The 26,118-nt window shown below is 74.1% G+C and carries 21 protein-coding genes and 1 pseudogene; 12 read left to right on the plus strand and 10 right to left on the minus strand.

Going from position 1 to position 26,118, the window contains the following annotated elements:
- Window positions 1-38: 38 nt before the first annotated feature.
- Entirely contained in the window at window positions 39-2,642 is a 2,604-nt protein-coding gene (locus IF20_RS39940; RefSeq protein WP_234426658.1) for an ABC transporter ATP-binding protein, read from the plus strand.
- Between the two features lie 66 nt (window positions 2,643-2,708).
- On the opposite strand, the pseudogene IF20_RS14875 reads toward IF20_RS39940, so the two are convergent.
- Together IF20_RS14875 and IF20_RS14880 are read right to left on the minus strand one after the other, a co-directional pair.
- A pseudogene (locus IF20_RS14875) lies at window positions 2,709-3,092 on the minus strand (response regulator transcription factor); the annotation flags it as partial.
- Window positions 3,093-3,881: 789 nt separating this feature from the next.
- On the minus strand, window positions 3,882-4,505 hold the full coding sequence (locus IF20_RS14880) for a TetR family transcriptional regulator (RefSeq protein ID WP_052865632.1): 624 nt from the start codon (window positions 4,503-4,505) through the stop codon (window positions 3,882-3,884).
- Window positions 4,506-4,742: 237 nt separating this feature from the next.
- Here IF20_RS14880 and IF20_RS14885 point away from each other — a divergent pair, with 237 nt between their 5' ends.
- From IF20_RS14885 to IF20_RS14900, 4 genes are all read left to right on the plus strand, one after another.
- Entirely contained in the window at window positions 4,743-6,128 is a 1,386-nt protein-coding gene (locus IF20_RS14885; RefSeq protein ID WP_052865633.1) for a glycosyltransferase family 4 protein, read from the plus strand.
- A gap of 99 nt (window positions 6,129-6,227) precedes the next feature.
- Window positions 6,228-6,992, plus strand: a complete 765-nt coding sequence (locus IF20_RS14890) for a class I SAM-dependent methyltransferase (protein ID WP_052865634.1) — start codon at window positions 6,228-6,230, stop codon at window positions 6,990-6,992.
- Window positions 6,989-8,059 carry a prenyltransferase/squalene oxidase repeat-containing protein gene (locus tag IF20_RS14895; RefSeq protein WP_052865635.1) on the plus strand — a complete coding sequence of 357 codons (1,071 nt, stop codon included), beginning with the start codon at window positions 6,989-6,991 and terminating at the stop codon, window positions 8,057-8,059. Before IF20_RS14890 ends, IF20_RS14895 begins: the two co-directional genes overlap by 4 nt.
- Before the next feature lie 56 nt (window positions 8,060-8,115).
- A complete protein-coding gene (locus IF20_RS14900; RefSeq protein WP_052865636.1) occupies window positions 8,116-8,907 on the plus strand; it encodes a maleylpyruvate isomerase family mycothiol-dependent enzyme in 792 nt (263 codons plus the stop codon).
- 19 nt (window positions 8,908-8,926) lie between these two features.
- On the opposite strand, the gene IF20_RS14905 is transcribed toward IF20_RS14900, so the two are convergent.
- The 4 genes from IF20_RS14905 to IF20_RS14920 all read right to left on the minus strand — a co-directional run bounded on the left by IF20_RS14905 (window position 8,927) and on the right by IF20_RS14920 (window position 12,802).
- Complete coding sequence (locus IF20_RS14905; protein ID WP_052865637.1) at window positions 8,927-9,937, minus strand: LLM class F420-dependent oxidoreductase; 1,011 nt, start codon at window positions 9,935-9,937, stop codon at window positions 8,927-8,929.
- 124 nt (window positions 9,938-10,061) lie between these two features.
- Window positions 10,062-10,913 carry a hypothetical protein gene (locus IF20_RS14910; protein WP_052865638.1) on the minus strand — a complete coding sequence of 284 codons (852 nt, stop codon included), beginning with the start codon at window positions 10,911-10,913 and terminating at the stop codon, window positions 10,062-10,064.
- Between the two features lie 193 nt (window positions 10,914-11,106).
- The gene (locus IF20_RS14915) at window positions 11,107-12,042 is read right to left on the minus strand and encodes an N-acetylmuramoyl-L-alanine amidase (protein ID WP_052865639.1); all 936 of its coding nucleotides are present in this window, start codon (window positions 12,040-12,042) and stop codon (window positions 11,107-11,109) included.
- 109 nt (window positions 12,043-12,151) lie between these two features.
- On the minus strand, window positions 12,152-12,802 hold the full coding sequence (locus IF20_RS14920; RefSeq protein ID WP_052865640.1) for a class I SAM-dependent methyltransferase: 651 nt from the start codon (window positions 12,800-12,802) through the stop codon (window positions 12,152-12,154).
- Between the two features lie 226 nt (window positions 12,803-13,028).
- On the opposite strand from IF20_RS14920, the gene IF20_RS14925 reads away from it, so the two are divergent.
- The 5 genes from IF20_RS14925 to gcvH all read left to right on the plus strand — a co-directional run bounded on the left by IF20_RS14925 (window position 13,029) and on the right by gcvH (window position 19,601).
- The gene (locus IF20_RS14925) at window positions 13,029-15,218 is read left to right on the plus strand and encodes an acyl-CoA dehydrogenase (protein ID WP_052865641.1); all 2,190 of its coding nucleotides are present in this window, start codon (window positions 13,029-13,031) and stop codon (window positions 15,216-15,218) included.
- 11 nt (window positions 15,219-15,229) lie between these two features.
- Entirely contained in the window at window positions 15,230-16,444 is a 1,215-nt protein-coding gene (locus IF20_RS14930) for a lipid-transfer protein (RefSeq protein ID WP_052865642.1), read from the plus strand.
- A gap of 102 nt (window positions 16,445-16,546) precedes the next feature.
- Window positions 16,547-18,010, plus strand: coding sequence for an MFS transporter (locus IF20_RS14935; RefSeq protein ID WP_052865643.1), 1,464 nt, complete (start codon window positions 16,547-16,549; stop codon window positions 18,008-18,010).
- Between the two features lie 322 nt (window positions 18,011-18,332).
- The gene (locus IF20_RS14940; protein WP_052865644.1) at window positions 18,333-19,133 is read left to right on the plus strand and encodes an SDR family NAD(P)-dependent oxidoreductase; all 801 of its coding nucleotides are present in this window, start codon (window positions 18,333-18,335) and stop codon (window positions 19,131-19,133) included.
- An 87-nt stretch (window positions 19,134-19,220) separates the two neighbouring features.
- The gene (gcvH, locus tag IF20_RS14945; protein WP_110944176.1) at window positions 19,221-19,601 is read left to right on the plus strand and encodes a glycine cleavage system protein GcvH; all 381 of its coding nucleotides are present in this window, start codon (window positions 19,221-19,223) and stop codon (window positions 19,599-19,601) included.
- Window positions 19,602-19,842: 241 nt separating this feature from the next.
- Here the strand turns inward: gcvH and IF20_RS14950 are convergent, their stop codons facing one another.
- The 4 genes from IF20_RS14950 to IF20_RS14965 are packed head-to-tail and all read right to left on the minus strand — an operon-like array spanning window position 19,843 to window position 23,399.
- Window positions 19,843-20,448, minus strand: coding sequence for a response regulator transcription factor (locus IF20_RS14950; RefSeq protein ID WP_052865645.1), 606 nt, complete (start codon window positions 20,446-20,448; stop codon window positions 19,843-19,845).
- The gene (locus IF20_RS14955; protein WP_407702509.1) at window positions 20,445-21,698 is read right to left on the minus strand and encodes a sensor histidine kinase; all 1,254 of its coding nucleotides are present in this window, start codon (window positions 21,696-21,698) and stop codon (window positions 20,445-20,447) included. Before IF20_RS14955 ends, IF20_RS14950 begins: the two co-directional genes overlap by 4 nt.
- A gap of 22 nt (window positions 21,699-21,720) precedes the next feature.
- On the minus strand, window positions 21,721-22,449 hold the full coding sequence (locus tag IF20_RS14960) for an ABC transporter permease (RefSeq protein WP_052865646.1): 729 nt from the start codon (window positions 22,447-22,449) through the stop codon (window positions 21,721-21,723).
- On the minus strand, window positions 22,446-23,399 hold the full coding sequence (locus tag IF20_RS14965) for an ABC transporter ATP-binding protein (RefSeq protein WP_052865647.1): 954 nt from the start codon (window positions 23,397-23,399) through the stop codon (window positions 22,446-22,448). Before IF20_RS14965 ends, IF20_RS14960 begins: the two co-directional genes overlap by 4 nt.
- Window positions 23,400-23,927: 528 nt before the next feature.
- Here IF20_RS14965 and IF20_RS14970 point away from each other — a divergent pair.
- Together IF20_RS14970 and IF20_RS14975 are read left to right on the plus strand one after the other, a co-directional pair.
- Window positions 23,928-24,812: a MaoC/PaaZ C-terminal domain-containing protein gene (locus tag IF20_RS14970; RefSeq protein ID WP_052865648.1), complete on the plus strand. Its 885-nt coding sequence runs from the start codon at window positions 23,928-23,930 to the stop codon at window positions 24,810-24,812.
- 216 nt (window positions 24,813-25,028) lie between these two features.
- The gene (locus tag IF20_RS14975) at window positions 25,029-26,105 is read left to right on the plus strand and encodes a Zn-dependent alcohol dehydrogenase (RefSeq protein ID WP_052865649.1); all 1,077 of its coding nucleotides are present in this window, start codon (window positions 25,029-25,031) and stop codon (window positions 26,103-26,105) included.
- Window positions 26,106-26,118 lie beyond the last annotated feature (13 nt).

Below are 26,118 nucleotides of genomic sequence, written 5' to 3' on the forward strand. Positions count from 1 at the left end.
AAGAGATACGGACGGCAGTGACCGGTGGGAGAACGGCAGTGACCGGTACGAACGGGAGCGACAGCGGAGTGCGCGGCGAAGCGAGAAGAACGGACGGCGAGGAGCGGTTGCGGGACGGGGCGCGGCGGTTCCTGGGCCGGCGGCGGGCCGTCGTGGCGCGGCTGGCCGCCTGGTCCGTCGCCGAGGCGGCCCAGACGTTCCTGCTCGGCTTCGCACTGGCCAGGGCCGTCGACGACGGCTTCCTCGCCGGCCGATCGACCGTCGGGCTCGGCTGGCTGGCCGCCGCCGCGCTGGCCGTCGCGGTCGGCGCGTACGGTACGGGCCGGGTCTACCGTTCCGTCGCCGACCTCGTCGAACCGCTCCGCGACGAGCTGCTCCGACGGGTCGTCACCCGTGCGCTGCGGGAGGCCGACCACGGTGCGGTGTCCCGCGCCGCGCATCAGGTGGAGATCGCGCGCGACACCTTCGGCGGATTGGTCATGGTGGTCCGGGGCTTCGTCTTCACCGCCGCCGGCGCGCTGATCGGCCTGCTGTCGCTCGCCCCGGTACTGCTGCTCGTCGTCCTGCCGCCCCTCGTGCTCGGCCTGGGGCTCCACGCGTTGACGCTGCGTCCGGTGACGCGCGGCCAGGAGACGTACCTGGCGGCCGACGAGGCGATCGTCCACTCGGTGGGCGTAGCGGTCGGCGGCCTGCGCGACGTGACGGCGGGCGGTGCCGAGGAGCGGGTGGCGCGCGAGGTGGGGGAGCGGTTCGACGCCGAGTGGCGGGCGTCCCGCACCCTCGCCCGCTGGCACGTCTGCCGGCACCTCGCGCTCGGCGTGGGCGGGCGGCTGCCGGTGGTCCTGCTGCTGGTCACCGCGCCCTGGCTGCTGGGCAACGGGGCGACTCCCGGTGCGCTGGTCGGCGCGCTGGCGTACCTCACGCAGTCGCTGCTGCCCGCGTTGCACGCGCTGCTGCAGGGGCTGGGTACGTCCGGTACGCGGCTGGCCGTCGTCCTGCGCCGGCTGACCGGGGCCGGCCGGAGCGTGGCGGTGCCCGACCCCGCCGCCCCGGCCACCTCGGGGCAGCCGGCGGCCGGAGCGGCCGGGGTGATGGAGATGACGGAGGCGACGGCGGCGCCGGAGGCGGCCGATGCGCTTCCGGCCCCGCGGCCACCCGGCCCCGTCGGCCCCGGCCTCCCCGTCGTCGCGCGGCCCGCGCTGCCGAGCGGTACCGGTGCGCAGAGCTGGTTCGCGCTCCCGCCCGTACCCGAACTCCCCGCCCTCCCCCCGGTCCCGGGCGCGGGGGCCCAGGGCGTCCCGGCTCCGGGCGCTACGGCCTCGGGCTTCCCGGCCCCAGGGGCTCCAGCCCGGCCGCCCGTACCGCCGATGGCCGTACCCCCGGCGACCCCGCAGCCGCCGGCCGGCCCGGCGCCGGCGGCCCGCCCGTCCGCCGCCCCGCCCGCGACCGCTCAGCCGCTGGTCGGTTCCCCGCCGACCTCTCAGCTGCCGCCCGGCCTGGCGCCGATACCCCGCCCGCTGTCGAATCCGACGCCGCCCGCGCAACCTGCGGCCACCCGGCCGGCCGAGTCCTCGGTCGCCCCCGCGACCCGTGGTGGCGCGCGGCACGCCAAGCGGCCGCGGCACGCGCTGCCCGCCAAGCGACGGATGCTCCCCGGCGGGATCCCGGTACCGGGCCGCACGGCCGGCAACCGCACGACCCGTGCGGCGACCGAGCTCTCCGGGAGCGGGGCGCCCGCGCTGCCCGGTGGCGGGACGACCCGACACGCGCGGGGCGAGGCAACCGGGTACCTCGGATCCGAGGTACCCGGGTACGCCGCGTACTCCGCTCCTGAGGAGTCCGCCGCCCAGCACTCCCGGGCCGCGACCGATACCCCCGTCCCCCTCCCCGCCTGGGCGACGCCGCCCGCCGCCAGTGGGCTGGCGGTGGAGGCGCGGGGGGTGTCCTTCGCTTACGGGGAGCATGCGACGCCCGTGGTGCAGGGGTTGGAGCTGACCCTGCCGGTCGGCGGGCACCTGGCCGTCGTCGGGCCGAGCGGGATCGGCAAGTCGACCCTCGCGGCGCTGCTCGCGGGGGTGCTGGTCCCCGATCGGGGAGAGATCCGGCTGGGCGGGAACGGCGCGGGGTCCAGGCGCGTTCTCGTACCGCAGCAGGCCTACGTGTTCTCCGGGACGCTCCGGGAGAACCTGCTGTACCTCTGCCCGCGCCCCGAGTCGGTGCCGGACGCCGCCCTGCGGGCCTCGGCCGTGGCGGTGGGCGCCGCCGAACTGGTACAGCGGCTCGGCGGGTTCGGCGCGCGGGTCACGCCCGGCACGCTCTCCGCGGGGGAGCGCCAGCTGATCGCGCTCGCCCGTGCGCATCTCGCGCCCGCCCCGCTCGCCCTCCTCGACGAGGCCGGCTGCCATCTGGACGCCGCGACGGAGGCCCGTGCGGAACGGGCCTTCGCCGCCCGGCCGGGCGGCTCGCTGATCGTCGTCGCGCACCGCATCAGCTCGGCGCTCCGCGCGGACCGCGTGCTGGTGATGGACGGTACGTACGCGCTGTGCGGGCGCCACCGCGATCTGCTGCGGCGCTCCGCGCTCTACCGCGACCTCGTGGGGGAGTGGGCGGACGGCGGTGCGCGGCCGGCGCTCGCGCGCTGACCGGACCGGGCCCGGGCCGCGCCCCCCTGCGTGGGGCGCGGCCCGAGCCGTTGCCCGGTGCTCCGGTCACAGCCAGCCCTCCCCCTGGGAGATGCGGATGGCGTCGATCCTGTTGCGGGCGCCGGTCTTGCGGGTGATCGCGGACATGTAGTTGCGCACCGTGCCGTTGGACAGGTGCAGCGTGCCGGCGATCTCGGCGACCGAGGCCCCCTCCGCCGCGAGCGAGAGCACGCTCAGTTCCCGCTCGGTGAGCGGCATCTCGGCGGCCTGCAGGAAGCCGAAGCCGAGCGAGCCGTCGATGAAGCGCCGGCCCGCCGCGACCTGCCGGATTCCGGCGGTGAGCTGCCGGGGCGAGCCCTCCTTGTCGACGAAGCCGAGCGCGTCGGCCTCGAACGCCCGGCGCAGCGGCCCCGGCCGGCCGGCGGAGCCCAGTACCAGCAGCGCGGGCCCCCGGCGCGGTGCGGCCGCCGCCTCCCGAGCCCCGCCCGGCGCGCACTCGGCACCGCAGGGCGCGGTGTCGGCCGCCCCGTGCGCCGGGTGTTCGCGGCATCTGGTGGCCTGCTGCGGGATGTGCGCGATGGGGCCGCGGCCGGGCACGCCGTGCCCCGGGAGGGGGTGGTCGCCGTACGCGTCCGGCACCACCTGCGTGGTGCCGGCCGGGGCGCCCCTCCCGTTCGCCCCTCTGCCGTTCACCGCGCCGTGCGCGCCGGCCGTGGTTCTCGCCGCCCGGCCGTTCCGGTGCGGCTCGACGGTTCGATACGCACCGTCACCCCAACCGGAGTCCTCCCTCGAATATTTACCTTCGGCATGTGCCGTTGGCGCGCCCCCACTGTCCGATAGCTTTCGCAACGCATTCAGTCCGATCGGCACGGCGGAGTCCACATCGACCACGCAGACGTCCGGCTGCAACGCGCGCACCCGGCTCACCGCGCCATCCGGCGTGGACACCGCCACCTCTATGTCGTTTTCCCTGCTGAGCACCTCGGCCAACGCCCATCGAAACAGGCAGACGTCGTGCACCAGCAGCACCCGGATCACTTCAGTCCCCCTCCAGACCCCCGTGTACCGGCATATTTGTCAACCACCCCGAATTCATACCTGTAATGCGCGCTTCGTGGGGCCGCAGATCAGGCCAAGAGGGGGCAAGGGGGCGCACGGGTGCACGGCAGGATGCATGTATGCACGCCGTGAGGGGGTGCGGTCGGCCGCGGGAGAAGGGAACTGCCGGTACGAAAGAGGTTATTCCGGGCGCTGGGGCGACGTCAGCTCGATGAGTCGGCACACCGTCTCGATGTCGATCTTCACTTGCGCAATCGAAGCCCGCCCCGACAGCCAGGTGATCAACGCGGAGTGCCACGTGTGCTCGATCACTCGCACGGCCGAGAGCTGCTCGGGCGTGGCGGCCGAATCCAGCCCCATGGCGTCCAGGATGATCGCCGTCGTCAGCCGGGAGACGGTGTCCACCTCGGGGCTCACCGACCGGTCGGCGAAGGTGAGTGCGCGCACCATGGCGTCCGCGAGGTGCGGCTCGCGCTGCATCGCACGGAAGGCCCGCATCAGCGTCTGGGCCACCCTCGCCCCGGGATCACTCTCCGTCGGCGGGCGTTTGCGCAACGTCGCGTGCATGTGCTGCAGCTGGTCCTGCATGGTCGCCACCAGCAGATGGATCTTGGAGGGGAAGTAGCGGTACAGCGTCCCCAGGGCGACGTTCGACAGCTCCGCGACCTCGCGCATCTGCACGGCGTCGAAGCCGCCGCGCCCGGCAAGCTGCGCGCTGGCGTGCAGGATGCGGCGGCGGCGCGCTTCCTGGCGCTCGGTCAGCGCGTGACTGGCGGGAAGCGCCGGCCGGTGTTCGGAAGTCATGTGTCCCATTCCGTGGCGGTCCGTCCGTGCTGCGGGGTACGTCGAGCTGCTGATCGGGTCAGCATGGCAGGGGGTGGGTCGTGGTGCGAATCACCTGGTGCGGCTCTTTTCGTCGGTGCCCCGCCCGGTAGATTCGAGCTGTGTGAACTCGTCGGTAACCGATCCGTTCTGTAACTTGTTCTAGATTAGCGCCAGCGGTTACGCTCCGGCGAAAGTCCAGTGAGAGAGGGGCCGAGAGTGTCCGCTGAGGCCGTCCAGGCAGCCGCCGCTCGCCCCGCCGAGGCCACCGGCGACCGCCCCCTTCGGATCGCCCTGCTCACCTACAAAGGGAATCCGTTCTGCGGCGGCCAGGGCGTCTACGTACGCCACCTCTCCCGCGAACTGGCCGGGCTCGGCCACTCCGTCGAGGTCATCGGCGCCCAGCCCTACCCCGTCCTCGACGGCGCGGACGCCTCCCGGACGGGGGCCGGGGAAGTGTCGCTGACCGAGCTGCCCAGCCTGGACCTCTACCGGCAGCCGGACCCCTTCCGCACGCCCGGACGCGACGAGTACCGCGACTGGATCGACGCCCTCGAAGTGGGCACGATGTGGACCGGCGGCTTCCCCGAGCCGCTCACCTTCTCCCTGCGGGCCCGCCGCCATCTCGCCGCGCGCCGCGGCGACTTCGACGTCGTCCACGACAACCAGACGCTCGGCTACGGCCTGCTCGGCGACCTCGGCGCGCCGCTGGTCACCACGATCCACCACCCCATCACCGTCGACCGGCAGCTGGACCTGGCCGCCGCCGACGGCTGGAAGCGGCGCGCCTCGGTCCGCCGCTGGTACGGCTTCACCCGCATGCAGAAGCGCGTCGCGCGCCGGCTGCCCTCGGTCCTCACCGTCTCCGGCTCCTCGGCCCAGGAGATCACCGACCACCTGGGCGTCCGTCAGGACCGCATCCACGTCGTGCACATCGGCGCCGACACCGACCTCTTCTCGCCCGACCCCGCCGTCCCCGAGGTGCCAGGGCGCATCGTCACGACCTCCAGCGCCGACGTGCCGCTCAAGGGCCTGATCCACCTGGTCGAGGCGCTCGCCAAGGTCCGCACCGAGAACCCCGAGGCGCACCTCGTCGTGGTCGGCAAGCGCGCCGACGACGGCCCTGTCGCCGCCGCCATCGAGCGGTACGGGCTCGGCAGCGCCATCGAGTTCGTCAAGGGCATCAGCGACGCCGAGCTGGTCGACCTCGTACGCGGCGCCCAGGTCGCCTGCGTGCCCTCCCTCTACGAAGGCTTCTCACTGCCCGCCGCCGAGGCCATGGCCACCGGCACCCCGCTGCTGGCCACCACCGGCGGCGCGATCCCCGAGGTCGCCGGGCCCGACGGCGAGACCTGCCTCGCCGTGCCGCCGGGCGACGCGGGCGCGCTGGCCGCCGGCCTGAACCGGCTGCTGGGCGACGCCGACCTGCGCCGCCGGCTCGGTGCCGCGGGGCGCGAGCGGGTGCTCGCCCGCTTCACCTGGCGGCAGGCGGCCATCGGCACCGCCGAGCGTTACCGCGAGGCCATCGCCCGCCAGGCGGAGCGCCGCCCGCAGACCGCACGCCCCGCCGCCGTCCCGGCCGCCGAGCCCGCCGCACGCGCCTAGACCAGCTCCACCCCTGCCCGCCGAGACCGCCGTGACCGCCATACCGTCCCCGCCGTCCCCGTGCGGCCGGGACACCCCCAGGACGAAAGCTGAGAGGCCGTGCTGACCGTCGACTTTTCCCGATTCCCGCTCGCACCGGGCGACCGCGTGCTCGATCTGGGGTGCGGCGCGGGCCGGCACGCCTTCGAGTGCTACCGGCGCGGCGCGCAGGTCGTCGCCCTGGACCAGAACGCCGAGGAGATCCGCGAGGTCGCCAAGTGGTTCGCGGCGATGGAGGAGGCCGGCGAGGCCCCGGCCGGCGCCACCGCGACCGCCATGGAGGGCGACGCGCTCGCGCTGCCCTTCCCCGACGACTCCTTCGACGTCGTGATCATCTCCGAGGTCATGGAGCACATCCCCGACGACAAGGGCGTGCTCGCCGAGATGGTCCGGGTCCTCAAGCCCGGTGGCCGGATCGCCGTCACCGTCCCGCGCTACGGCCCCGAGAAGGTCTGCTGGGCGCTCAGCGACGCGTACCACGAGGTCGAGGGCGGCCACATCCGCATCTACAAGGCCGACGAACTGCTCGGCAAGATGCGCGAGGCGGGCCTGCGCCCGTACGGCAGCCACCACGCGCACGCGCTGCACAGCCCCTACTGGTGGCTGAAGTGCGCGTTCGGCGTGGACAACGACAAGGCGCTGCCGGTCAAGGCGTACCACAAGCTCCTGGTCTGGGACATCATGAAGAAGCCGCTGGCCACGCGGCTCGCCGAGAACGCGCTGAACCCGCTCATCGGCAAGAGCTTCGTCGCCTACGCCACCAAGCCGCACGAGCCGAAGGCCGCCGCCGCGCCGCACGACGAGCCCGCGCGAGCCGCCCTGTGACGAGCCCCGGGCGCACCGAACGACTCGTCCTGCCCGGAGTGCTCACCGCCGAGCAGGCCGCCCGTACCGTCGCCGGCATCCTCGCGGCCCAGCGCGCGGACGGCGCCATCCCGTGGTTCCGGGGCCACCACCTCGACCCCTGGGACCACACCGAGGCCGCGATGGCGCTGGACGCGGCCGGCGAGCACGAGCGCGCGGAAGCGGCGTACCTGTGGCTCGCCGAGCACCAGCTCCCCGACGGCTCCTGGTACGCCGCGTACGCCGACGGGGACGCGGAGCGGCCCACCGACCGGGGCCGGGAGACCAACTTCGTCGCGTACCTCGCCGTCGGCGTCTGGCACCACTACCTCTCCACCGGCGACGACACCTTCCTGGACCGGATGTGGCCCACCGTCTACGCCGCGATCGAGTTCGTGCTCGCGCTCCAGCAGCCGGGCGGCGAGATCGGCTGGAAGCGCGAGGACGACGGCACGCCCGTCGCCGACGCGCTGCTGACCGGCTCCTCCTCCGTCCACCAGGCGCTGCGCTGCGCCCTGGCGATGGCCGAGCAGCGCGGTGAACCGCAGCCGGACTGGGAGCTGGCGACCGGCCGGCTGGGCCACGCCATCCGGCACCACCCCGAGCGGTTCCTCGACAAGTCCCGCTACTCGATGGACTGGTACTACCCCGTGCTCGGCGGCGCGCTGCGCGGCCAGGCCGCCAAGGAGCGCATCGAGGCGCAGTGGGACGACTTCGTCGTGCCGGGGCTCGGCGTCCGCTGCGTGCTGCCCAACCCCTGGGTCACCGGCGGCGAGAGCGCGGAACTGGCCCTGGCCCTCTGGGCGATGGGCGAGTCCGACCGGGCCGTGGAGATCCTCCGCTCGATCCGGCACCTGCGCGCCGAGGACGGCATGTACTGGACCGGCTACGTCTTCGACGACGACGCCATCTGGCCGCGCGAGCTGACGACGTGGACGGCGGGCTCCCTGCTGCTGGCGGTCGCCGCGCTCGGCGGCGACGAGGCGACCACGGCCGTCTTCGGCGCCGAACGCCTCCCGACGGGGCTGGAACCGGACTGCTGCCGTTGACCGTCCCGCCCCCGAATTCGGGGGCGGGCGCCAGGAAAGCGCACTAGTGTGCGGGTATGACACGCCTTGGGCACGAGAGGTACTGCGAAGAGATTCTGGTGCAGACCGGACTGTTCCGGGAGGTACTGCGGGGGGCGGACCTGAAGGCGACGGTTCCCACCTGCCCGGAATGGACGATCGGCGAGCTGACCCGGCACCTCGGCGGAGCGCTCCGCTGGATGGGGACGACGGTACGCACCCGGGCACAGGACATGGTGCCCGACGAGGCCGTACCGGACTTCAAGGGGCCGGGGGACGAGGACCCGGCGGCGCTGGACGCCTGGTTCGGTGCGGGCGCGGCGGCGACCGCCGCCGCGCTGCGGGAGGCCGGCCCCGACGCCCGGGTGTGGACCTGGACCGACGCACGGGCCGCGGGGTTCTGGGCGCGGCGCGCCGTGCACGAGACCGTGATCCACCGGGCGGACGCGGCGATCGCGGCGGGGGCCGAGTACCGACTCGCTCCGGACGTCGCGGTGGACACGCTGGAGGAGTGGCTGGAGATCGGCACCGCGCCGCAGGCCCTGGAACTCCGGCCGGAGCTGAGGCGGTTGCTCGGCCCGGGCCGCACCCTCTGTCTGCACGCCACGGACATCGGGCAGGGCGGCTCCCGCTGGATCATCGACATGACCGGCGACCGGCTCACCTGGCGGCGGGCCGGCGCGGACGAGCGGGCCGCCGCCACGCTCAGCGGCCCGCTGACGGACGTCCTGCTGGTCTTCTACCGGCGCCTCCCGCCGGAGCACCCGACGGTCACCGTCCAGGGCGACCGCGACCTGTTCGACGAGTGGATCGGCCTGGTGTCCTGGTGACGGGCGACGGCCCGGCGCGCTAGGAGTTGAGCTCGGCGAGTACGCGCAGGGTGTGCGGGTCGGGCGCGGTGACCAGCAGGTCGGTGACCGGCCCGGCGCGCCACGCCGCCAGCCGCTCGGCGATGCGGGCGCGCGGCCCGACGAGGGAGATCTCGTCGGCGAAGGCGTCGGGGACGGCCAGGACGGCGTCCTCCCGCCGCCCCTGCCGGAAGAGGTCCTGGATCCGCCGGGCCTCCTCCGCGTACCCCATGCGGGCCATCAGGTCCGCGTGGAAGTTCTTGGTGGCGTGGCCCATCCCGCCGATGTAGAAGCCCAGCATCGCCTTGACCGGCCACAGCCCCTCGGCGACGTCGTCGCAGACCGCGGCGCGGGCCATGGGCGCGATGCGGAAGCCGGCCGGCGTCCCGTCGAGCGAGGCCCGGTAGACGTCGGTGCGCTCCGGTGACCAGTACAGCGGCAGCCAGCCGTCCGCGATACGGGCGGTCTGGGCGATGTTCTTCGGCCCCTCGGCGGCGAGGAGGACGGGCAGGTCGGCGCGGAGCGGATGGGTGATCGGCTTGAGCGGCTTGCCGAGGCCGGTGCCGTCCGGGCCGCGGTACGGATGGGTGTGGAAGCGGCCGTCCAGCGTCACCGGCCCCTCGCGGCGCAGCACTTGGCGTACCACGTCGACGTACTCGCGGGTCGCGGTCAGCGGGCTCTTGGGGAACGGCCTGCCGTACCACCCCTCGACGACCTGCGGGCCCGACAGCCCCAGCCCCAACAACACCCGGCCGCCGCTCAGATGGTCCAGGGTGAGCGCGTGCATCGCGGTGGCGGTGGGGGTGCGCGCCGCCATCTGCGCGATGCCGGTGCCCAGCTTGATCCGGGAGGTGTGGGCGGCGATCCAGGTGAGCGCGGTGAACGCGTCCGAGCCCCAGGACTCGGCCGTCCACACCGAGTCGTAGCCCAGCGCCTCGGCGGTGCGGGCCAGTTCGAGGTGGCGTGGGTCGGGGCCGCGGCCCCAGTAGCCGAGCGCGAGTCCGAGCCGCATGCCGATCCTTCCTGACGTACCGTCAGAGCCGGGTGCGGCGACTGTACGAGGCGGGTGCGGACATGGCAACGGCCCCGCACCCACTCGTGGGTGCGGGGCCGCGTGCCGCCGTCGGCGCGCGGACTCAGCCGCGCTGGATGCCGGTCGTGTCCTGCAGGACGCCGCGGCGGCCGTCCTGGGTCTGCGCGATCAGCGCCTGACCGCGCTGCTCGACCGCGAGGTACCAGGTGCCGGGCGCCAGTTCGGCGATCGGCGTCGGGCTGCCGTCCTCGCCGTACAGCGGGCGGGCGACCGGGACCGCGAACCAGAACGGGGCGAACTCGGCCGCCGGCGCGCCGGCCTGCTGGTCGGTCGCGGCGGGCGCGGGCTGCGCCGCCTGGCCGCCCTGCGTGTGCTGCGGCTGGCCGCCGTACGAGGGCTGGCCGCCCTGCTGCGGGCCGCCCGGGTAGCCGTAGCCCTGGCCCGGCGCCTGCTGCGCACCCGGGTAGCCGTACCCGGCGTTGACGCCGGTGTTGTACGGCGACGGCGAGGCGGCGGGGGCGGTGATGAGCTTGGCCTGCAGCGCGGGGACGAGCGGCGTGGCGAGGGCCGCGCCGGCGAGGATCAGCGTGGCGATGAGGCCGATGATGATGCCGGGGCCCGCGCTGCCGACGCTGATGATGGTCCAGAACGCCGTCCAGGCCGCGAAGAGGGTGAGCGCGACACCGAACTGGCCCAGGTCCAGGCCGGCGATCTTGCGCGGCTGCGGCAGTGCGCGGCTCACGATGATGAGCACGGCGGCGATGACACCGGCCAGGTAGATGCTCATGACGACGGAGAGCGTGTCCCAGGCGTTCACGGTGTCGGCCTCGGCGCAGTATTTGGCCAGCTCACCCGAGCAGTTGGCGCCGGTGAAATCGAGGAACGAGGCGATGAACAGCAACACCGCTGCTCCGATCACCACGCCGTCGCCTCGTGTGAGGGATCGGATGTTCACGTAAGGAGTCCTTTGCCGTTTTTCGTCGTAGGTCGTGCTGTCGCCGATTGCGCACGGTGCGAGGCGCGGGGGTGGCCCCTATCGTAAGGGGGAACTTACCGCCCCATCCGCTGGGTCGTCTCGTCCCCTTATGAACGCGGTCCGGGCCGCCGGACGGGCCGGTCAGGCGCGTGCTGCCGACGCGGGCCGGCCGTCAGCGGCGCAGGAAGCCCGTGAGGCCCTCGGCGATGCCGGCGGCCGCCTTCTGGCGCCACGCGGGGTCGGTGAGGTGCGCCGCGTCCTGCGCGTCGCGCATGTTGCCGCACTCCAGGAACACCTTCGGCACCCGGGAGAGGTTGAGCCCGCCGAGGTCGGTACGGGTGTCCAGGCCCTTGCCGTCGTTGATGTAGTTGGCCGGCGCGCTGCCGGTCGCCGCGACGAAGCGGCCCACGATGTGGTCGGCGAGGTCGCGCGACGGACCGGTGATCTTCCGGGTGTCCGCGCCGCCGGCGTGCACCACGCCCGGACGGATCACGTGGAAACCGCGGTTCCCCGCGCCGGCGCCGTCCGCGTGGATCGAGATCGCGGCGTCCGCGTGCGCCGTGTTGCCGATCTCGGCGCGCTCGTCCACGCACGGCCCGTACGGCTTGTCACCGTCCTGGGTGAAGACGACCCGCACGCCTTCCTTCCGCAGCAGCGTGCGGGCGCGGCGCGCCACGTCGAGGGTGAAGTCGGCCTCCGCGTACCCGGCATCGGTGGACGTGCCGGTCGTGTCGCACTCCTTGCGGGCGTTACCGACGTCGACCTGGCGCGCGATTTCCGCGGTGTGGTCGCGGTTGGTGGGGTTGTGGCCGGGGTCGATCACCACGACCTTGCCCTTGAGCGGGCCGCCGCCGGCCGCCGTGCCGCGCTCCCGGCTCCCGTCCTTGCTCGCCGTGTCGTCGTCCGGCCCCGCCTTCGGGGTGTGCTGCCCGGCAGCGGCGGGCCGGTCCGGGCCCGACCCGCCCTCGGACGCCGTACCGCCACCGAGGGCGCCGCAGCCGGCGCAGCCGAGAGCGGCCAGCACGGCGAGCACGGCCGGTGCGGTCGGCGCGGGGCGGAACGTACGGGCACGGCGGCGGGACGCGGGGGGAGTACTGCCGTTCGACACGACGCGATCGTAACGTCCGACGGCCGGAAGCCGACGTTCCCGCCCGTGGCGCGTCCGGCACCGGGCCCGATCGGGCCCCGCCCGCCTCCCCTCGTCGGTCGGTCGTCCCTCAGATGCCCTCGCCCGTCCGCCGCAGGACGCGCAGCGACCCGTGCGCCGAGACCTCCGTGAACGCGCCGGACTCCAGCGCGCGCAGGTAGATGCGGTACGGGGCCTGGCCCGTCCACTCGTCGACCGGGTCGGGGAACACGTCGTGGATCACCAGCAGGCCGCCCGGCGCCACGTGCGGCGCCCAGCCCTCGTAGTCCGCCGTGGCGTGCTCGTCGGTGTGGCCGCCGTCGATGAAGACCAGGCCGGCCGGGGCCCGCCACAGCGCCGCGGCCTGCGGGGAGCGCCCGACGAGCGCGAGGACGTGGTCCTCCAGCCCGGCCGCGTGCAGCGTGCGGCGGAAGGCGGGCAGGGTGTCCATCCGCCCGACCTCGGCGTCGACGACCTCCGGGTCGTGGTAGTCCCAGCCGGGCTGCTGCTCCTCGCTGCCGCGGTGGTGGTCCACGGTGACGGCCGGCACCCCGGCCGCCCGCGCCGCGTCGGCCAGCAGCAGCGTGGAGCGCCCGCAGTACGTGCCGATCTCGATCAGCGGCAGCCCGAGCGCGCCCGCGTCGGCGGCCGCCGCGTAGAGCGCCAGCCCCTCGTCGACGGGCATGAACCCCTTGGCCGCCTCGAACGCGGCGAGCGTCTCCGGCGGGGGAGCGGCGGTCATCGGATACCTCCTGGTGGCGGGCGCCGGAGACCCGTTACCGGCGCGTACATCCCGCTCATCGTGGCGCACCCCGCCCGCCTCGGCGCGCGCGGGGGTCCACCGACGCCCGCGTGTCCGGTGCGGGACCGGTGCCGGGCGCCAGGCCATCGGCCCGGCGGCGCCCGCCCCCGATAGAATTGACTAACCGTCAGTTCTGGTCTTCCGCCCGACTGAAACCTGTTCTACCGTGCCCGGCACGGGCATCGGAATCACGCGGGACCACCACGAGTTGGCCGCTGCGGTGCGCGGGTGGGCGACCCGCGCCGTGCCGCCCGAGGACCGGCGGAAGCTGCTCGACGCGGCGCCGGCACGGGCCGGCCGGCCCGCCTGGTGGCAGGAGGCTGCCGCACAGGGACTGCTCGGCCCGCAGCTCCCGGCCGAGTACGGCGGCGGCGACGGGGAGCTGCTGGATCTCGCGGTCGTCCTGGAGGAGACCGGCCGGGCCGCGCTCCCCGGGCCGTACCTGCCGAGCGTGCTCGCCGCCGAACTGCTGCGGCGCGGCGCCCGCAGCGAAGCGGTACGCACCCTCGTACGGGAACTCGCGGCGGGGGAGCGCGTCGGAGCCGTGGCGTTGGCGCCCGACGGGCTGACCGCGACCGCGTCCGGAGGCGGGTACGTCCTGGACGGCACGGCCCCGCCGGTCCTCGGCGGCGGGGAAGCGGACGTGCTCGTGCTGGGGGCCGCCGCGGAGACCGGGCCGGTCTGGCTGGCCGTCGACGCCGGGGCGCTGGACATCCGGGTACCGGCCGGGGCCGACCCCACCCGACCGGCCGCCGAGGTCACCGCCGCCGGGACCCGCGTCCCCGCCGACCGCGTGCTCGCGCTCGACCCCGGACTCGTACCGGACCTGGCCGGGACCCTCTTCGCCGCCGAGGCGTGCGGCACCGCCGCCTGGGCGCTGCACACCGCCACCGCACACGCCACGGTCCGCGAGCAGTTCGGGCGGCCCATCGGACAGTTCCAGGCGGTCAAGCACCTGTGCGCCGAGATGCTCGTACGGCTCGAACAGGCGCGGGCGCTCGCCTGGGACGCCGCGCGGGCCATGGACGAACCCGCCGAGGTACGCGGCCTGGTGGCCGCGCTGGCCACGGCGACCGCCCTGGAGACCGCTTTCACCTGCGCCAAGGACTGCATCCAGATACTCGGCGGCACCGGCTTCACCTGGGAACACGACGCGCACCTGTACCTGCGCCGGGCGATCGTGGCCCGGCAGCTGCTGGGCGGCCCGGCCGGGCACCGGCAGCGCGCGGCCCGGTACGGCGCCGCGGGCGCCCGGCGCGAGCTGCGCATGGAGCTGCCGGCCGCGGCGGACGCCTACCGCGCCGCGGCCCGGGAGGCGATCCGGCAGGCCGTGGGGCTCGACCCGGCCGCCGCGCGCAGGAAGCTGGCGCCCACCGGATACGCGGCGCCGCACCTCCCCGAGCCGTACGGCCTCGGCGCCGGCCCGCTGCACCAGCTCGCCGTGCAGGAGGAACTGCGGGCCGCCGGGGTGAAGGTGAGCGAGCTGGGGATCGCCACGTGGGTGGTGCCGTCGCTGATCAGCTACGGCACGCCCGCGCAGCGCGACCGTCACCTGCCGCCCACCCTCCGCGGCGAACAGCTGTGGTGCCAGCTGTTCTCCGAGCCGGAGGCCGGATCCGACCTGGCCTCCCTGCGGACCCGCGCCGAGCGGACGGCGGACGGCGGCTGGCGGGTCAACGGGCAGAAGGTGTGGACGTCGGCGGCGCAGTGGGCGCGGTACGGCATCCTGCTCGCCCGTACCGACCCGGAAGCGCCCAAGCACAAGGGGCTCAGCTACTTCCTCGTCGACATGCGGACACCGGGCATCGAGGTCCGGCCGCTGACGGAGATCACCGGGGACGCGCTCTTCAACGAGGTGTACTTCGACGACGTGCTGCTGCCGGCCGACGCGGTGGTGGGGGAGCCCGGGGACGGCTGGCGGGTCGCCCGGCACACCCTCGGCAACGAACGCGTGCACATGGCCGACCAGATGACCTTCGACACCGGCCTCGAAGCGCTGATCACACGGGCGGGCACGGCCGAGGCCGACGGTGCCCTGTGCGCCCGCGTCGGCGAGCTGGCGGCCGAGGCGCACGCGCTCGGCTGCATCGGACTGCGCACCACCCTCCAGCAGGTCGACGGCTTGGAACCGGGTGCCGGGGCCAGCGTCCGCAAGCTCGTCCAGACCCGCCACCAGCAGGCCGTCGCCGAGCTCGCACTCGAACTGCTCGGCCCGGCGGGCGCCGTGCGCGAGGGCGCGGGGGAGCGGGCGCTGCACGGCTTCCTGATGTCCCGCTGCCTGACCATCGCGGGCGGCACCACACAGGTGCAGCTCAACGTCGTCGCGGAACGGCTGCTCGGGCTGCCCCGCGACTGAAGGGACCCCCCATGAAGGCGTACGTCATCGGTGTCGGCATGACCAAGTTCGAGAAGCCGGAGACGCGGGACCAGCAGTACTGGGACATGGCGAAGGAGGCGGGCGGCGCGGCGCTCGCGGACGCCGGGGTCCGGTACGAGCAGGTCGAGCAGGTGGCCGTGGGCTACTGCTACCAGGCGTCCACCGCCGGGCAGCGGGCCGCGTACGAACTGGGTCTGACCGGCGTCCCCGTCTACAACGTCAACAACAACTGCGCCACGGGGGCGACCGCGCTGATGATGGCGCGGCAGTTCGTCGAGGGCGGGGCCAGCGACTGCGTGCTCGCGCTCGGCTTCGAGAAGATGAAGCGCGGCGCGCTCGGCGGCGGCGCGGACGGCGGGGCCCGTGGCGGAACCACTGATGAGCACCTCGCCACGTCCCCCGTGGCCCGGCACTACGGGGTGATGGCCGCCCGGCACGGCTTCGAGCGGACCCCGCCCACCGCCCAGATCTTCGGCAACGCGGCCCGCGAGCACATGCAGCGGTACGGCACGACGGCCCGTCAGTTCGCGGCGGTCGGCGCGAAGAACCACCGGCACTCGGCGGACAACCCGTACGCCCAGTTCCAGGACGTCTACACCGTCGAGGAGATCCTCGCGGCCAGGACCGTCCACCGGCCCCTCACCAAGCTCCAGTGCTCGCCGACCTCCGACGGGGCCGCCGCGGCCGTCGTCGTCTCCGAGCGATTCGTCCGCGCACACGGCCTCCGGAACCGCGCCGTGGAGATCGTCGCGCAGGCCATGACCACCGACACCGAGGAGTCCTTCGCCTCCGGCTCCTGCATCGACGTCGTCGGCCGGCCGATGTCGCGCGCCGCGGCCCGGCAGGCGTACGAGGCGAGCGGGCTGGGCATCGAGGACGTCGACGTCGTCGAGCTGCACGACTGCTTCTCCGTCAACGAACTGCTCACCTACGAGGCGCTGGGCATGTGCGCGGACGGCGCGTCCGGCGAGCTCGCCGAGGAAGGGGCGACCACGCACGGCGGGCGGTGGGTGGTGAACCCCTCCGGCGGCCTCATCTCCAAGGGCCACCCGCTCGGCGCCACCGGCCTGGCCCAGTGCGCCGAGCTGACCTGGCAGCTGCGCGGCGAGGCGGGCGCCCGGCAGGTACCAGGCGCGCGGGTGGGGCTGGCGCACAACATCGGGCTGGGCGGCGCCGCGGTGGTGACGCTGCTGCGCCGGGCGTAGCGCGCACGCCTGCCGTCCCCGTACGTCCCATGGTCCTAGGCCCTTCGGACCGGGATCGCTGGGCCGATAATCCGATGCCCAGGGCATCCATCTGATGACACGATGACCACCATGCCCCCGCTCATGACCACTGACCAGCCCTCGTCCGGCACCACAGCGCGCAAGGCACCGCCCGCCTGGGCGGTGATGCTCGCGGTCTGCGCGGGACAGTTCCTCGTGGTCCTCGACGTCTCCGTGGTGAACGTCGCGATGCCGTCGATGCGGTCCTCGCTCGGCCTGAGCGAGCTGGGCCTGCAGTGGGTGGTCAACGCCTACGTGATCACCTTCGCCGGGTTCCTGATGCTGGGCGGCCGCGCCGCCGACCTCTTCGGACGCAAGCGGATCTTCCTCCTCGGCCTCGCGCTGTTCACCGCGGCCAGCCTGGGCGGCGGACTCGCCCAGGAGTCCTGGCAGCTGATCGCCGCGCGGACGGTGCAGGGCGTCGGCGCCGCCGTGCTCGCCCCCGCCACGCTCACCATCCTCACCACCTCCTTTCCGCAGGGCCCCGCGCGCACCCGGGCCGTGGCCACCTGGACCGCGGTCGGTGCGGGCGGCGGCGCGGCGGGCGGCCTGGTCGGCGGGCTGCTCACCCAGTTCCTGTCCTGGCGCTGGGTGCTGCTGATCAACGTGCCGATCGGCGCACTGGTCCTGGCCGGCGCCGCGTACTGCCTCACCGAGAGCCGGCAGGAGGGGCGCCGCCGGCTGGACGTACCGGGTGCGCTGCTGGTCACCGGCGGCCTCGCGCTCGTCGCCTACGGCATCGTGCAGACCGGCGAGCGCGGCTGGACGGCCGCCGGCGCACTGCTGCCGCTGCTCGCCGGGCTGGTCGTGCTCGGCGCCTTCGTGCTGGTCGAGGCCCGCTCGGCGGCGCCGCTGATGCCGCTGGGCGTCTTCCGGCCGCGGTCGGTCTGGGCGACGACGTCGGCGATGGTCGTGGTCGGCGCCGGGATGTTCTCCATGTGGTACTTCCTCTCGCTCTACACGCAGAACGTCCTCGGCTACAGCGCGCTCCAGGCGGGCCTGGCCTTCCTCCCGCACTCCTTCTCCATCGTGCTCGGCTCCAAGGTCGCGCCCCGGCTGATGGCGCTGCCCCGCATCGGCGCCAAGACCGTGGCCGTGGTGGGCGTACTGCTCGCCACCGTCGGCATGGCCTGGCAGTCGACCATGGGCGTGCACGGGACGTACCTCGGCACGATCCTCGGCCCCGGCATCACCATGGCGCTGGGCGCCGGGCTCTCGGCCACCCCGATCGCCGCGATCTGCACGGCGGGTGCGGCGGCCGGCGACGCCGGGCTGGTCTCCGGGCTGATCAACACCTCGCGGCAGATGGGCGGCGCGCTCGGCCTGTCGATCCTCTCGACGGCGGCGGCCGGGGTCGCGGGCAGTGGCCGGGTCGCCCTGGCCGACGGATACGCGTTCGCCTTCCGCGTCGCCGCGGTGGTCCTGCTGGCCGGTGTCCTGCTGATGCTCTTCTCCCTGCCGGGCCGCACGAAGGAGACCGGCGCGGAGAACGGGGCTCAGTCCTGAGGTCCTGAGGTCTTGAGGTCCGTGGGGGAGCGGGGCCGGGAGTTGGGGTTGGTACCTCCGATGCGGGCTGACGTCGGCCGGCTGGCGCCTTCGGTCGGGCTGACGCCGACCGGCTGGTGCCTCCGATGCCGGCTGGCGCCTCCAATGCCGGCTGGCGCCTCCGATGCGGGCTGGCGCCGGCCGGGGTGCGGCGAGCAGCCGTTCGGATGTGGGCTGACGCCGGGCGGTTGGTGCTTTCGGTGCGGGCTGACGTCGGCCGGGGCAGCGGGCAACCGCCGACGCCCGGTCCGCCACCGCGCAGGCCGTGCGAGAGGATGTGATCATGGCTGACACCGCAGCGACCGCGCCCGCAGCGACCGCGTTTCCCGCCACCGGCCGTCGCGTCCTGGTCAGCGGGGCCTCCCGCGGCCTCGGCCGGGCCGTCGCACTCGCCTTCGCGGAGAACGGCGACCGGGTCGCCGTGCACTACGGCTCGCGCCGGGCGGACGCCGAGGCGACCCTCGCCGCGCTGCCCGGCGACGGCCACGCCCTGCTGCACGCCGACATCGGCAGCCCCGAAGGCGCCGCCGAGCTGGTCGCCGCGGCGGACGCCGCACTCGGCGGCATCGACGTCCTGGTGAACAACGCCGCGGTCAACACCCCGCACCCGCCCGCCACCACCTCCTACGCCGACTGGACCGCCGCCTGGCAGCAGCACGTCGCGGTCAACCTGCTCGGCACGGCGCACCTGAGCCACGGCGCGGCCCAGCGCATGATCGAGCAGGGCACCGGCGGGCGCATCGTCAACGTCGGCTCGCGCGGCGCCTTCCGCGGCGAACCGGACCATCCCGCGTACGGCGCGACCAAGGCAGCGGTGCACGCTCTCGGCCAGTCCCTCGCGGTCGCGCTCGCGCCGCACGGCATCGCGGTGGCGTCCGTGGCGCCCGGCTTCATCGACACCGAGCGGGTCGGCGACCGGCTGGCCGGCGCGCAGGGTGCCGCGATCCGCGCCCAGAGCCCGTTCGGCCGGGTCGCCGAGCCGGCCGAGATCGCGGCCGCCGTCCGCTGGCTGGCCTCTCCCGAGGCGCAGTGGAGCTCGGGCACCGTGCTCGACGTCAACGGCGCCTCCTACCTGCGGACCTGAGCCCCCGCGCCCGGCCTGCCACGGCCGGGGCCGGCAGCCCGGTTTCCGCCTTGTCGGTCCGCCGGCGGGAGTGCCACCGTCATCGGCATGGTGAAAATCCCCGCGGACCTGTCGTACAGCAAGGACCACGAGTGGCTCCGCCTGGACGGCGACCGGGCCACGATCGGCATCACCGACCACGCCCAGCGGCAGCTCGGCGACATCGTCTACGTCGAACTGCCCAAGACGGGCGAACGCTTCGACGCGGGCGACCCCTTCGGCTCGCTGGAGTCGGTCAAGGCCGTCAGCGAGGTCTATCTGCCCCTGGCGGGCACGGTGGTGGCGGTCAACACCTCGCTCATCGACTCCCCCGAGCAGGTCAACGAGGATCCCTACGGGGACGGCTGGCTGGTCACCTGCCGGTTCAGCGGCAGCACCGACGACCTGCTCACCGCGGAACAGTACGAGGCGTACCTGCGGGAGGAGTGACGACCGGCCCACCCCGCATCCGGCCGTCGCGGGGCCTGTACCTGCAGTCGGCCGTCGCGCCGGGCCGTACCTGCAGTCGGTCGGCGCGTGATGCCCCGCCCAGCGGTCGGTCGTTGTGCTGGTTGTTCCCGCAGATGGTTGGTGCGTCGGGACGCCTTGAAGACAGCCGTTGCGTCGGGTCGCTACTACACCGGTCGGTGTGTCGGGCCGCTGTTACAGCCGGTCGGGGTGTCGGGCCGGCCTACAGCCAGCCGTTGCGGCGGGCCGCGCGTACCGCTTCCATGCGGTTGCGCGTACCGGTCTTGCCGATCGCCGCTGAGAGGTAGTTGCGCACGGTCGCCTGCGAGAGGTGCAGCTTGCCCGCGATGTCGGCCACCGTCGCGCCGTCCACCGCGGCGGTCAGCACCTCCTGCTCGCGCGGCGTCAGCGGATTCGGCCCGGCGCTCAGCGCGGCCGCCGCCAGCCCGGGGTCGATCACCCGCTCTCCGGCCAGCACCCGCCGGATCGCCGCGGCCAGCTCCTCCACCGGCCCGTCCTTGACCAGGAAACCGCAGGCCCCGGCCTCCATCGCGCGGCGCAGGTACCCCGGCCGCCCGAACGTGGTCACGATCAGCACCTTGCACTCCGGCAGCGCCTCGCGCAGATCCGCCGCCGCGTCCAGGCCGCTGCGCCCGGGCAGTTCGATGTCCAGCAGCGCGATGTCCGGGGAGGTCTCCAGCGCGGCGTCGACGATCCGATCCCCGGCCGGTACCTGGGCCACCACCTCCATGTCCGTCTCCAGGTTCAGCAGCAGCGCCAGTGCGCCGCGCATCATCCCCTGGTCCTCGGCCAGCAGGACCTTGATCACTCGGGTCTCTCCTCCGCGTCCGCCAGTACGCCGTCCTCGGGCAGTTCGGCCACCAGCCGGAAGCCGCGCCGGCCGTCGGGCCCCGCGTCCAGCGTGCCGCCGGCCGCGGCCAGTCGCTCGGCGAGCCCGGTCAGCCCCGTGCCGCCGCTGCCCCCGGCGAGCGCCTCGGAGCTTACGGGACCGCGGCCGTCGTCGGTGATTGTCAGCCGGGCCCGACCGCCGTCGACGCGGACCTCGATCTCGCAGCGGGCGGCGCCGCTGTGCCGTACCGCGTTGGTGACGCCCTCCCGCACGACCCAGCCCAGCAGCGCCCCCGCCTGCGGGGAGAGCGGCGGGCCCGACTGGCGCACGACCGGCTCGATACCGCCCGCCTCCAGCGCCGAGCGGGCCCGGTCCAGCTCGGTGGCCAGGCTGCCCTGGCGGTACCCGGTGACGGCCTCACGGATCTCGGTGAGCGCCTGCCGCCCCACCGCCTCGATGTCCGCGGCCTGGGCCAGCGCCGCGTCCACGTCCCGGGGCGCCAGCCGGCGCACCGCCTCCGCCTTCACCACGACCACCGAGAGGGTGTGCCCCAGCAGGTCGTGCAGGTCGCGCGAGAACCGCAGCCGCTCCTTCTCCACCGCCGTACGGGCCAGTTCGCCCTCGGTGGCCCGCAGCCGCCGGTTGGCCTCGAAGAGGCCGAGGACGGCCGAGGTGACCATGCCGGAGATGAAGGTGCCGTAGCCGATGGTCGAGGCGTCCCACGGGTCACCGCTGCCGTGGCCGGCGAGCGAGCCGGCCGAGGCGCTGGCGATGAACAGCGCCACGAACAGCGGCCGTCCGCGCAGCAAGGTGCCCGCGGCCAGCGTCATCAGGGGGAAGAACATCGTCCAGGCCCCGCCGTAGGCGATCGCCAGCGTGTAGGTCACGGCCGCCAGCGCGGCCAGCAGGCCGTAGGGCACCCAGGTCTCGCGGGCCCGGGGGTTGAAGGCGGTGCGCACGACTCCGACGTAGAGCGAGTTGAAGACCAGCAGAGCGGCCCCGGCCACCCAGGGGTTGCCGGCCTTCCCGTTGATCGTGTTGGAGATCGCGCCCACGCCCAGAACCAGCCAAGGCATGAACGTGGCGGGCGTGGGGCCCTTCCCGAAGGTGATGGGCCCACCCTTCCGCGTCCCCCCGTTCACCCAGAAGCGCCGTCCGCTGTCGCAGCCCTTCGTCGGGGCCTCGTCCCGCTCCGCCATCTCGTCCTCGAACTCCGGGACCCGCGCCATCGCGGCACCGCCTCGTCCCACCTCAGGCCGTCCGCGCCGCGCGCCGGTACGCGTACACCGCGTAGGCGCCGAACGCCGCCAGCCACGCCACCAGCACCAGGACCGTACCCGCCGACGGGCCGTGCCCCGCGGTGACGCTCCAGCCGAGGTCCGCGAAGCGGTTCGACGGCGTCCAGCGGGATATTTCCTGCAGCCAGCCGGGGAACGCGGCGGCCGGGAACCACAGACCGCCGATGATCGCCAGCACCATCATGCAGCCGGCGTTCACCATGCCGGCGGCCTGCGCCGAGAGGCGGTAGCCGTTGCCCAGGCCCAGCAGCGTGAACGGCGTGGTGCCCAGCCACAGCAGTACCACCAGGCCGATCCACTGCCAGGCCGCCAGGTGTATGCCGTTGACCAGCGCGCCCAGCAGCAGCACCACGATGATCGCGGGCAGCACCGTCACCGAGGCGCTGAGCCCGCGGCCCACCACCACTCGGGCCGGGGACAGCGGCGTGATCCGCAGCTGCCGTAGCCAGCCGAGCTTCTTGTCCTCGGCGAGGCCGTTGCCGGTGCCGAGCGCCGCGCCCAAGGCGCCGTACGACGCCATGCCGACCATGGCGGTGACCTTCCAGGCCTCGGCTTCCTTGCCCGAACTCCCGGCGAGGTTGGTCAGGAGCAGGTACATCACCACCGGCATCCCGATGCCGAAGACGACGAAGCCCTTGTCGCGGAGGGTCCTGCGGACTTCGAGACGGATGTAGTCGATCATCGCAGGGCTCCTTCGCCGACCGCCGCGGCGCCTTCCGAGGCACCGGTACCGCTGACCGCAGGGCCGCCGTCCGCGGCGTCCGTACGGGAGGAAGTGAGGGTGAGGAACGCGTCCTCCAGGCTGGCCGGGGCCACCTGCAGGCCCCGTACGAGGCCCAGCCGTGCCAGTTCGAGCACGGTCGCGTCGGAGTCGGCGGACCGCAGCAGCGCCCGGTCGCCCCGTATCTCCAGGGAGGTGACCCCCGGCAGCTCGGTCAGCCCGTCACTGGGCCCGCCCGCCAGGTCGAAGGAGACCAGCGCGCCGCCGACGGCGCGCTTGATCGTCTCGCCGCTGCCGTCGGCCACCACCCGGCCGTGGTCCACGACCACGATCCGGTCGGCGTTCTCATCGGCCTCGGTGAGGTAGTGCGTGGAGAACACCACGGTGTTGCCGCGGCGCGCGTACGCCCGCATCGCCTGCCAGAAGTCCCGGCGGCCCTCGACGTCCAGCGCGGTGGTCGGCTCGTCCAGCACGACCAGGTCCGGATCGCCGGCCAGCGCCACCGCGAAGCGGACCCGCTGCGCCTGGCCGCCGGAGAGCCGGTCCACCCGCTGCCCGGCCAGCTCCTCCAGGCCGGCCAGCGCCAGCGCTTCCGACACCGCCATCGGCTTCGGATACGTGGCCGCGACGAAGGTGATCAGCTCCCGCACCGTCACGCGCGGTATCGGCCGGCCGTCCTGCAGCATCGCGCCGATCCGCCCCTGGCGTACCGCCTGTTCCGGCGTGCCGCCGAACAACCGCACCTCGCCGGACGTGGGCGGCAGCAGGCCGAGCAGCATGCTGATCGTGGTCGATTTGCCGGCGCCGTTCCGCCCCAGCAGCGCGACGGTCTCGCCGCGGTCGACCGTGAGGTCCAGCCCGTCGACGGCCCGCACCTCACCGTAGGTCTTCACCACGCCCGAGAACGCCACCGCTGTGGCATCCCGCGCGCTCCCACTTGACCCCGTCGTCCCCGTCGTTCCCGCCGTCTTCGTCGTTCCCGCCGTCTTCGTCGTCCCCGTCGTCTCCGTCGCCCCCGTTGTCCCCGTTGTCCCCGTTGTCCCCGTTGTTTTCCTCATGCCCATGAATCTACGGAGAACGGGGGCGTTCCGGGTAGAAGAGAATGTCGTCGGCCGGGCAGGACAAATGTCACGGGTGCGACGGCCGGGGTGTGCGAGGCCGAATCCGACGGCTCACCTGACGGTGCGTCAGGGGGTTCCGGGTCGAGCGTGGATCGGCTATACATGGCCCATCGGTAGAACGCGTTCTAGTGCGGGTGCGCGGGGTGTGCTGCGCCGTGTCGCGCGGTGTCGCGCGTCGCCCGCCCCGGCGCGTCACCGACCGCTGACGACCCCGGCCGGCCGACGGTGCGGACGCCCGGCCGGGGTCTTGCCGACCGCTGCTTCCGCCCTCCGCACGCCCCGTACGACACCCGCACCACGGCGAAGGAGCCCCGCCCCATGCCCATCGACGCCGCCAAGGCCGTTGCCGCCGAGCCGCGCACCTCCGACCTCGCCTGGGACCACAAGGACGTCCAGCTCTACCACCTCGGCATCGGCGCGGGCGCCGCCACGGAGGAGCGGCCCGGCGCCGCCACCGACCCCGACGAGCTGCGCTACACCCTGGAGAGCCGGCTGCACGTCCTGCCCAGCTTCGCGACCGTCGCCGGCGGTGGCATGGCCGTGGTCGGCGGGCTCTCGTCCCCCGGCATCGACGTGGACCTCGCGGCCGTCCTGCACGGCGCCCAGAAGATCACCCTGCACCGGCCGATCCCCGTCAAGGGCGCGGCGCACCAGACCTCGACCGTCCCCGCCGTCTACGACAAGGGCAAGGCCGCGGTCATCGTGCTGCGTTCGGAGACCGCCGACGAGGACGGACCGCTCTGGACCAGCGACACCCAGATCTTCGTCCGGGGCGAGGGCGGCTGGGGCGGCGACCGCGGCCCGTCCAGCCGCCTGGAGCTGCCGGAGCGCGCCCCGGACCACACGGTGACCCGGCTGATCCGGCCCGACCAGGCGCTGCTGTACCGGCTCTCCGGCGACTGGAACCCGCTCCACGCCGACCCGGAGTTCGCCGCGCTCGCCGGCTTCGACAAGCCGATCCTGCACGGCCTGTGCTCGTACGGCGTGACGCTCAAGGCGGTGGTCGACACGGCGCTGGACGGCGACGTCGGCCGGGTCCGCAGCTACGCCACCCGGTTCGCCGGCGTGGTCTTCCCCGGCGAGCCGCTGCGCATCCGTATGTGGCGCGACGCCCCCGGCCCCGGGAGCGTCCAGGTGTCGGTGACCGCGCCGGACCGGGAGGAGGCGCCCGTACTGGCCGACACCGTGGTCGAACACGCCTGATCGGCACCGTGGCCGGTCACGTCTGTTCCCGCTCATCGTGGTCGGACACGTCTGATCCGGCTCACCGTGGCCGAACACGCCTGTTCCCGCTCGCCGTGGTCGGACACGTCTGTTCCCGCTCACCGTGTCCCGCGCCCGAGCGAGCCGCACGAGCCACCCCACGAGCCACCCGCACCACCGCACCTTCCGTACCGACCGTACGCAGAGGAGCCGCAGATGCGCGCAGCCGTACAGCACGAGACAGGGCAGGACAAGCTCGAAGTCCTCGACGACGTGGAGGCCGTCGGGTTCGGGCCGGGGAAGGTGCGGATCCGGATCAGGGCCACCGGGCTGTGCCACTCCGACCTCTCCGCGATGAGCGGCGTGCTGCCCCAGCCCGCGCCGTTCGTCCCCGGGCACGAGGGCGCGGGCGAGATCCTCGACGTCGGGGACGGCGTCACCGGGCTCGCACCGGGCGACCGGGTACTGATGTGCTGGCTGCCCGCCTGCGGCAGCTGTCCGTCCTGCCGGCGCGGCCAGACCCATCTGTGCCTGGCCGGCTTCATGAGCGCCGGCACGCCCAACTTCAAGCGGCCCGGCGGTGACGTCTTCGGCTTCGCGGGCACCGGCACCTTCGCCGAGGAGGTCGTGGTCGCGGCCAACTGCGCCGTGCCGGTGCCCGACGACGTGCCGTACGACATCGCCGCGCTCATCGGCTGCGGCGTGACCACCGGGCTCGGCGCCGCGCTGAACACCGCCGAGGTGGTGGCCGGTTCGTCGGTCGCCGTCATCGGGTGCGGCGGCGTCGGCATCTCCACCATCCAGGGCGCGCGGGCGAGCGGCGCCGCGCAGATCGTCGCCGTGGACCCGGTGGCGGCGCGCCGCGAGGCCGCGCTGCGCTTCGGGGCGACGGAGGCGATCGCCCCCGACGAACTGGGCGACGCCAAGCAGCGGATCACGGCAGGAGAGGGCTTCGACTACGTCTTCGAGGTCGTCGGCAAGTCCGCCACCGCCCGCACCGCCTACGAGGCGACCCGGCGCGGCGGCACGCTGTGCATCGTCGGCGCGGGCGCGATGGACGACTTCTTCCAGGTCAACATGTTCGAGCTGTTCTTCGATGAGAAGCGCATCCTGCCCTCGCTCTACGGGGGCGGCGACGTGGTCCGGTCGTACGAGCGCGCCATCGCCCTCTGGCGGGCCGGCCGCATCGACCTGGAGAACCTCATCACCCACCGGGTGCCGCTCGCCGGCATCAACGACGCGCTGGAGCAGATGCGCACCGGCACCGCGCTGCGCACCTGCATCGAACTGTGAGGCGCCCGGCCGG

Source organism: Streptomyces niger (genome assembly GCF_000718305.1).
GTDB lineage: Bacteria > Actinomycetota > Actinomycetes > Streptomycetales > Streptomycetaceae > Streptomyces > Streptomyces niger.

What these genes read in the sequence shown, in the direction of transcription:
- IF20_RS14900 (WP_052865636.1), top strand. Translation starts at nt 8,116, where the DNA reads ATGACACGCCTTGGGCACGAGAGGTACTGCGAAGAGATTCTGGTGCAG.
- IF20_RS14960 (WP_052865646.1), bottom strand. Translation starts at nt 22,449, where the DNA reads ATGATCGACTACATCCGTCTCGAAGTCCGCAGGACCCTCCGCGACAAG.
- IF20_RS14920 (WP_052865640.1), bottom strand. Translation starts at nt 12,802, where the DNA reads ATGACCGCCGCTCCCCCGCCGGAGACGCTCGCCGCGTTCGAGGCGGCC.
- IF20_RS14935 (WP_052865643.1), top strand. Translation starts at nt 16,547, where the DNA reads ATGACCACCATGCCCCCGCTCATGACCACTGACCAGCCCTCGTCCGGC.
- gcvH (WP_110944176.1), top strand. Translation starts at nt 19,221, where the DNA reads ATGGTGAAAATCCCCGCGGACCTGTCGTACAGCAAGGACCACGAGTGG.
- IF20_RS14955 (WP_407702509.1), bottom strand. Translation starts at nt 21,698, where the DNA reads ATGGCGCGGGTCCCGGAGTTCGAGGACGAGATGGCGGAGCGGGACGAG.
- IF20_RS14975 (WP_052865649.1), top strand. Translation starts at nt 25,029, where the DNA reads ATGCGCGCAGCCGTACAGCACGAGACAGGGCAGGACAAGCTCGAAGTC.
- IF20_RS14940 (WP_052865644.1), top strand. Translation starts at nt 18,333, where the DNA reads ATGGCTGACACCGCAGCGACCGCGCCCGCAGCGACCGCGTTTCCCGCC.
- IF20_RS14905 (WP_052865637.1), bottom strand. Translation starts at nt 9,937, where the DNA reads ATGCGGCTCGGACTCGCGCTCGGCTACTGGGGCCGCGGCCCCGACCCA.
- IF20_RS14880 (WP_052865632.1), bottom strand. Translation starts at nt 4,505, where the DNA reads ATGACTTCCGAACACCGGCCGGCGCTTCCCGCCAGTCACGCGCTGACC.
- IF20_RS14930 (WP_052865642.1), top strand. Translation starts at nt 15,230, where the DNA reads ATGAAGGCGTACGTCATCGGTGTCGGCATGACCAAGTTCGAGAAGCCG.
- IF20_RS14970 (WP_052865648.1), top strand. Translation starts at nt 23,928, where the DNA reads ATGCCCATCGACGCCGCCAAGGCCGTTGCCGCCGAGCCGCGCACCTCC.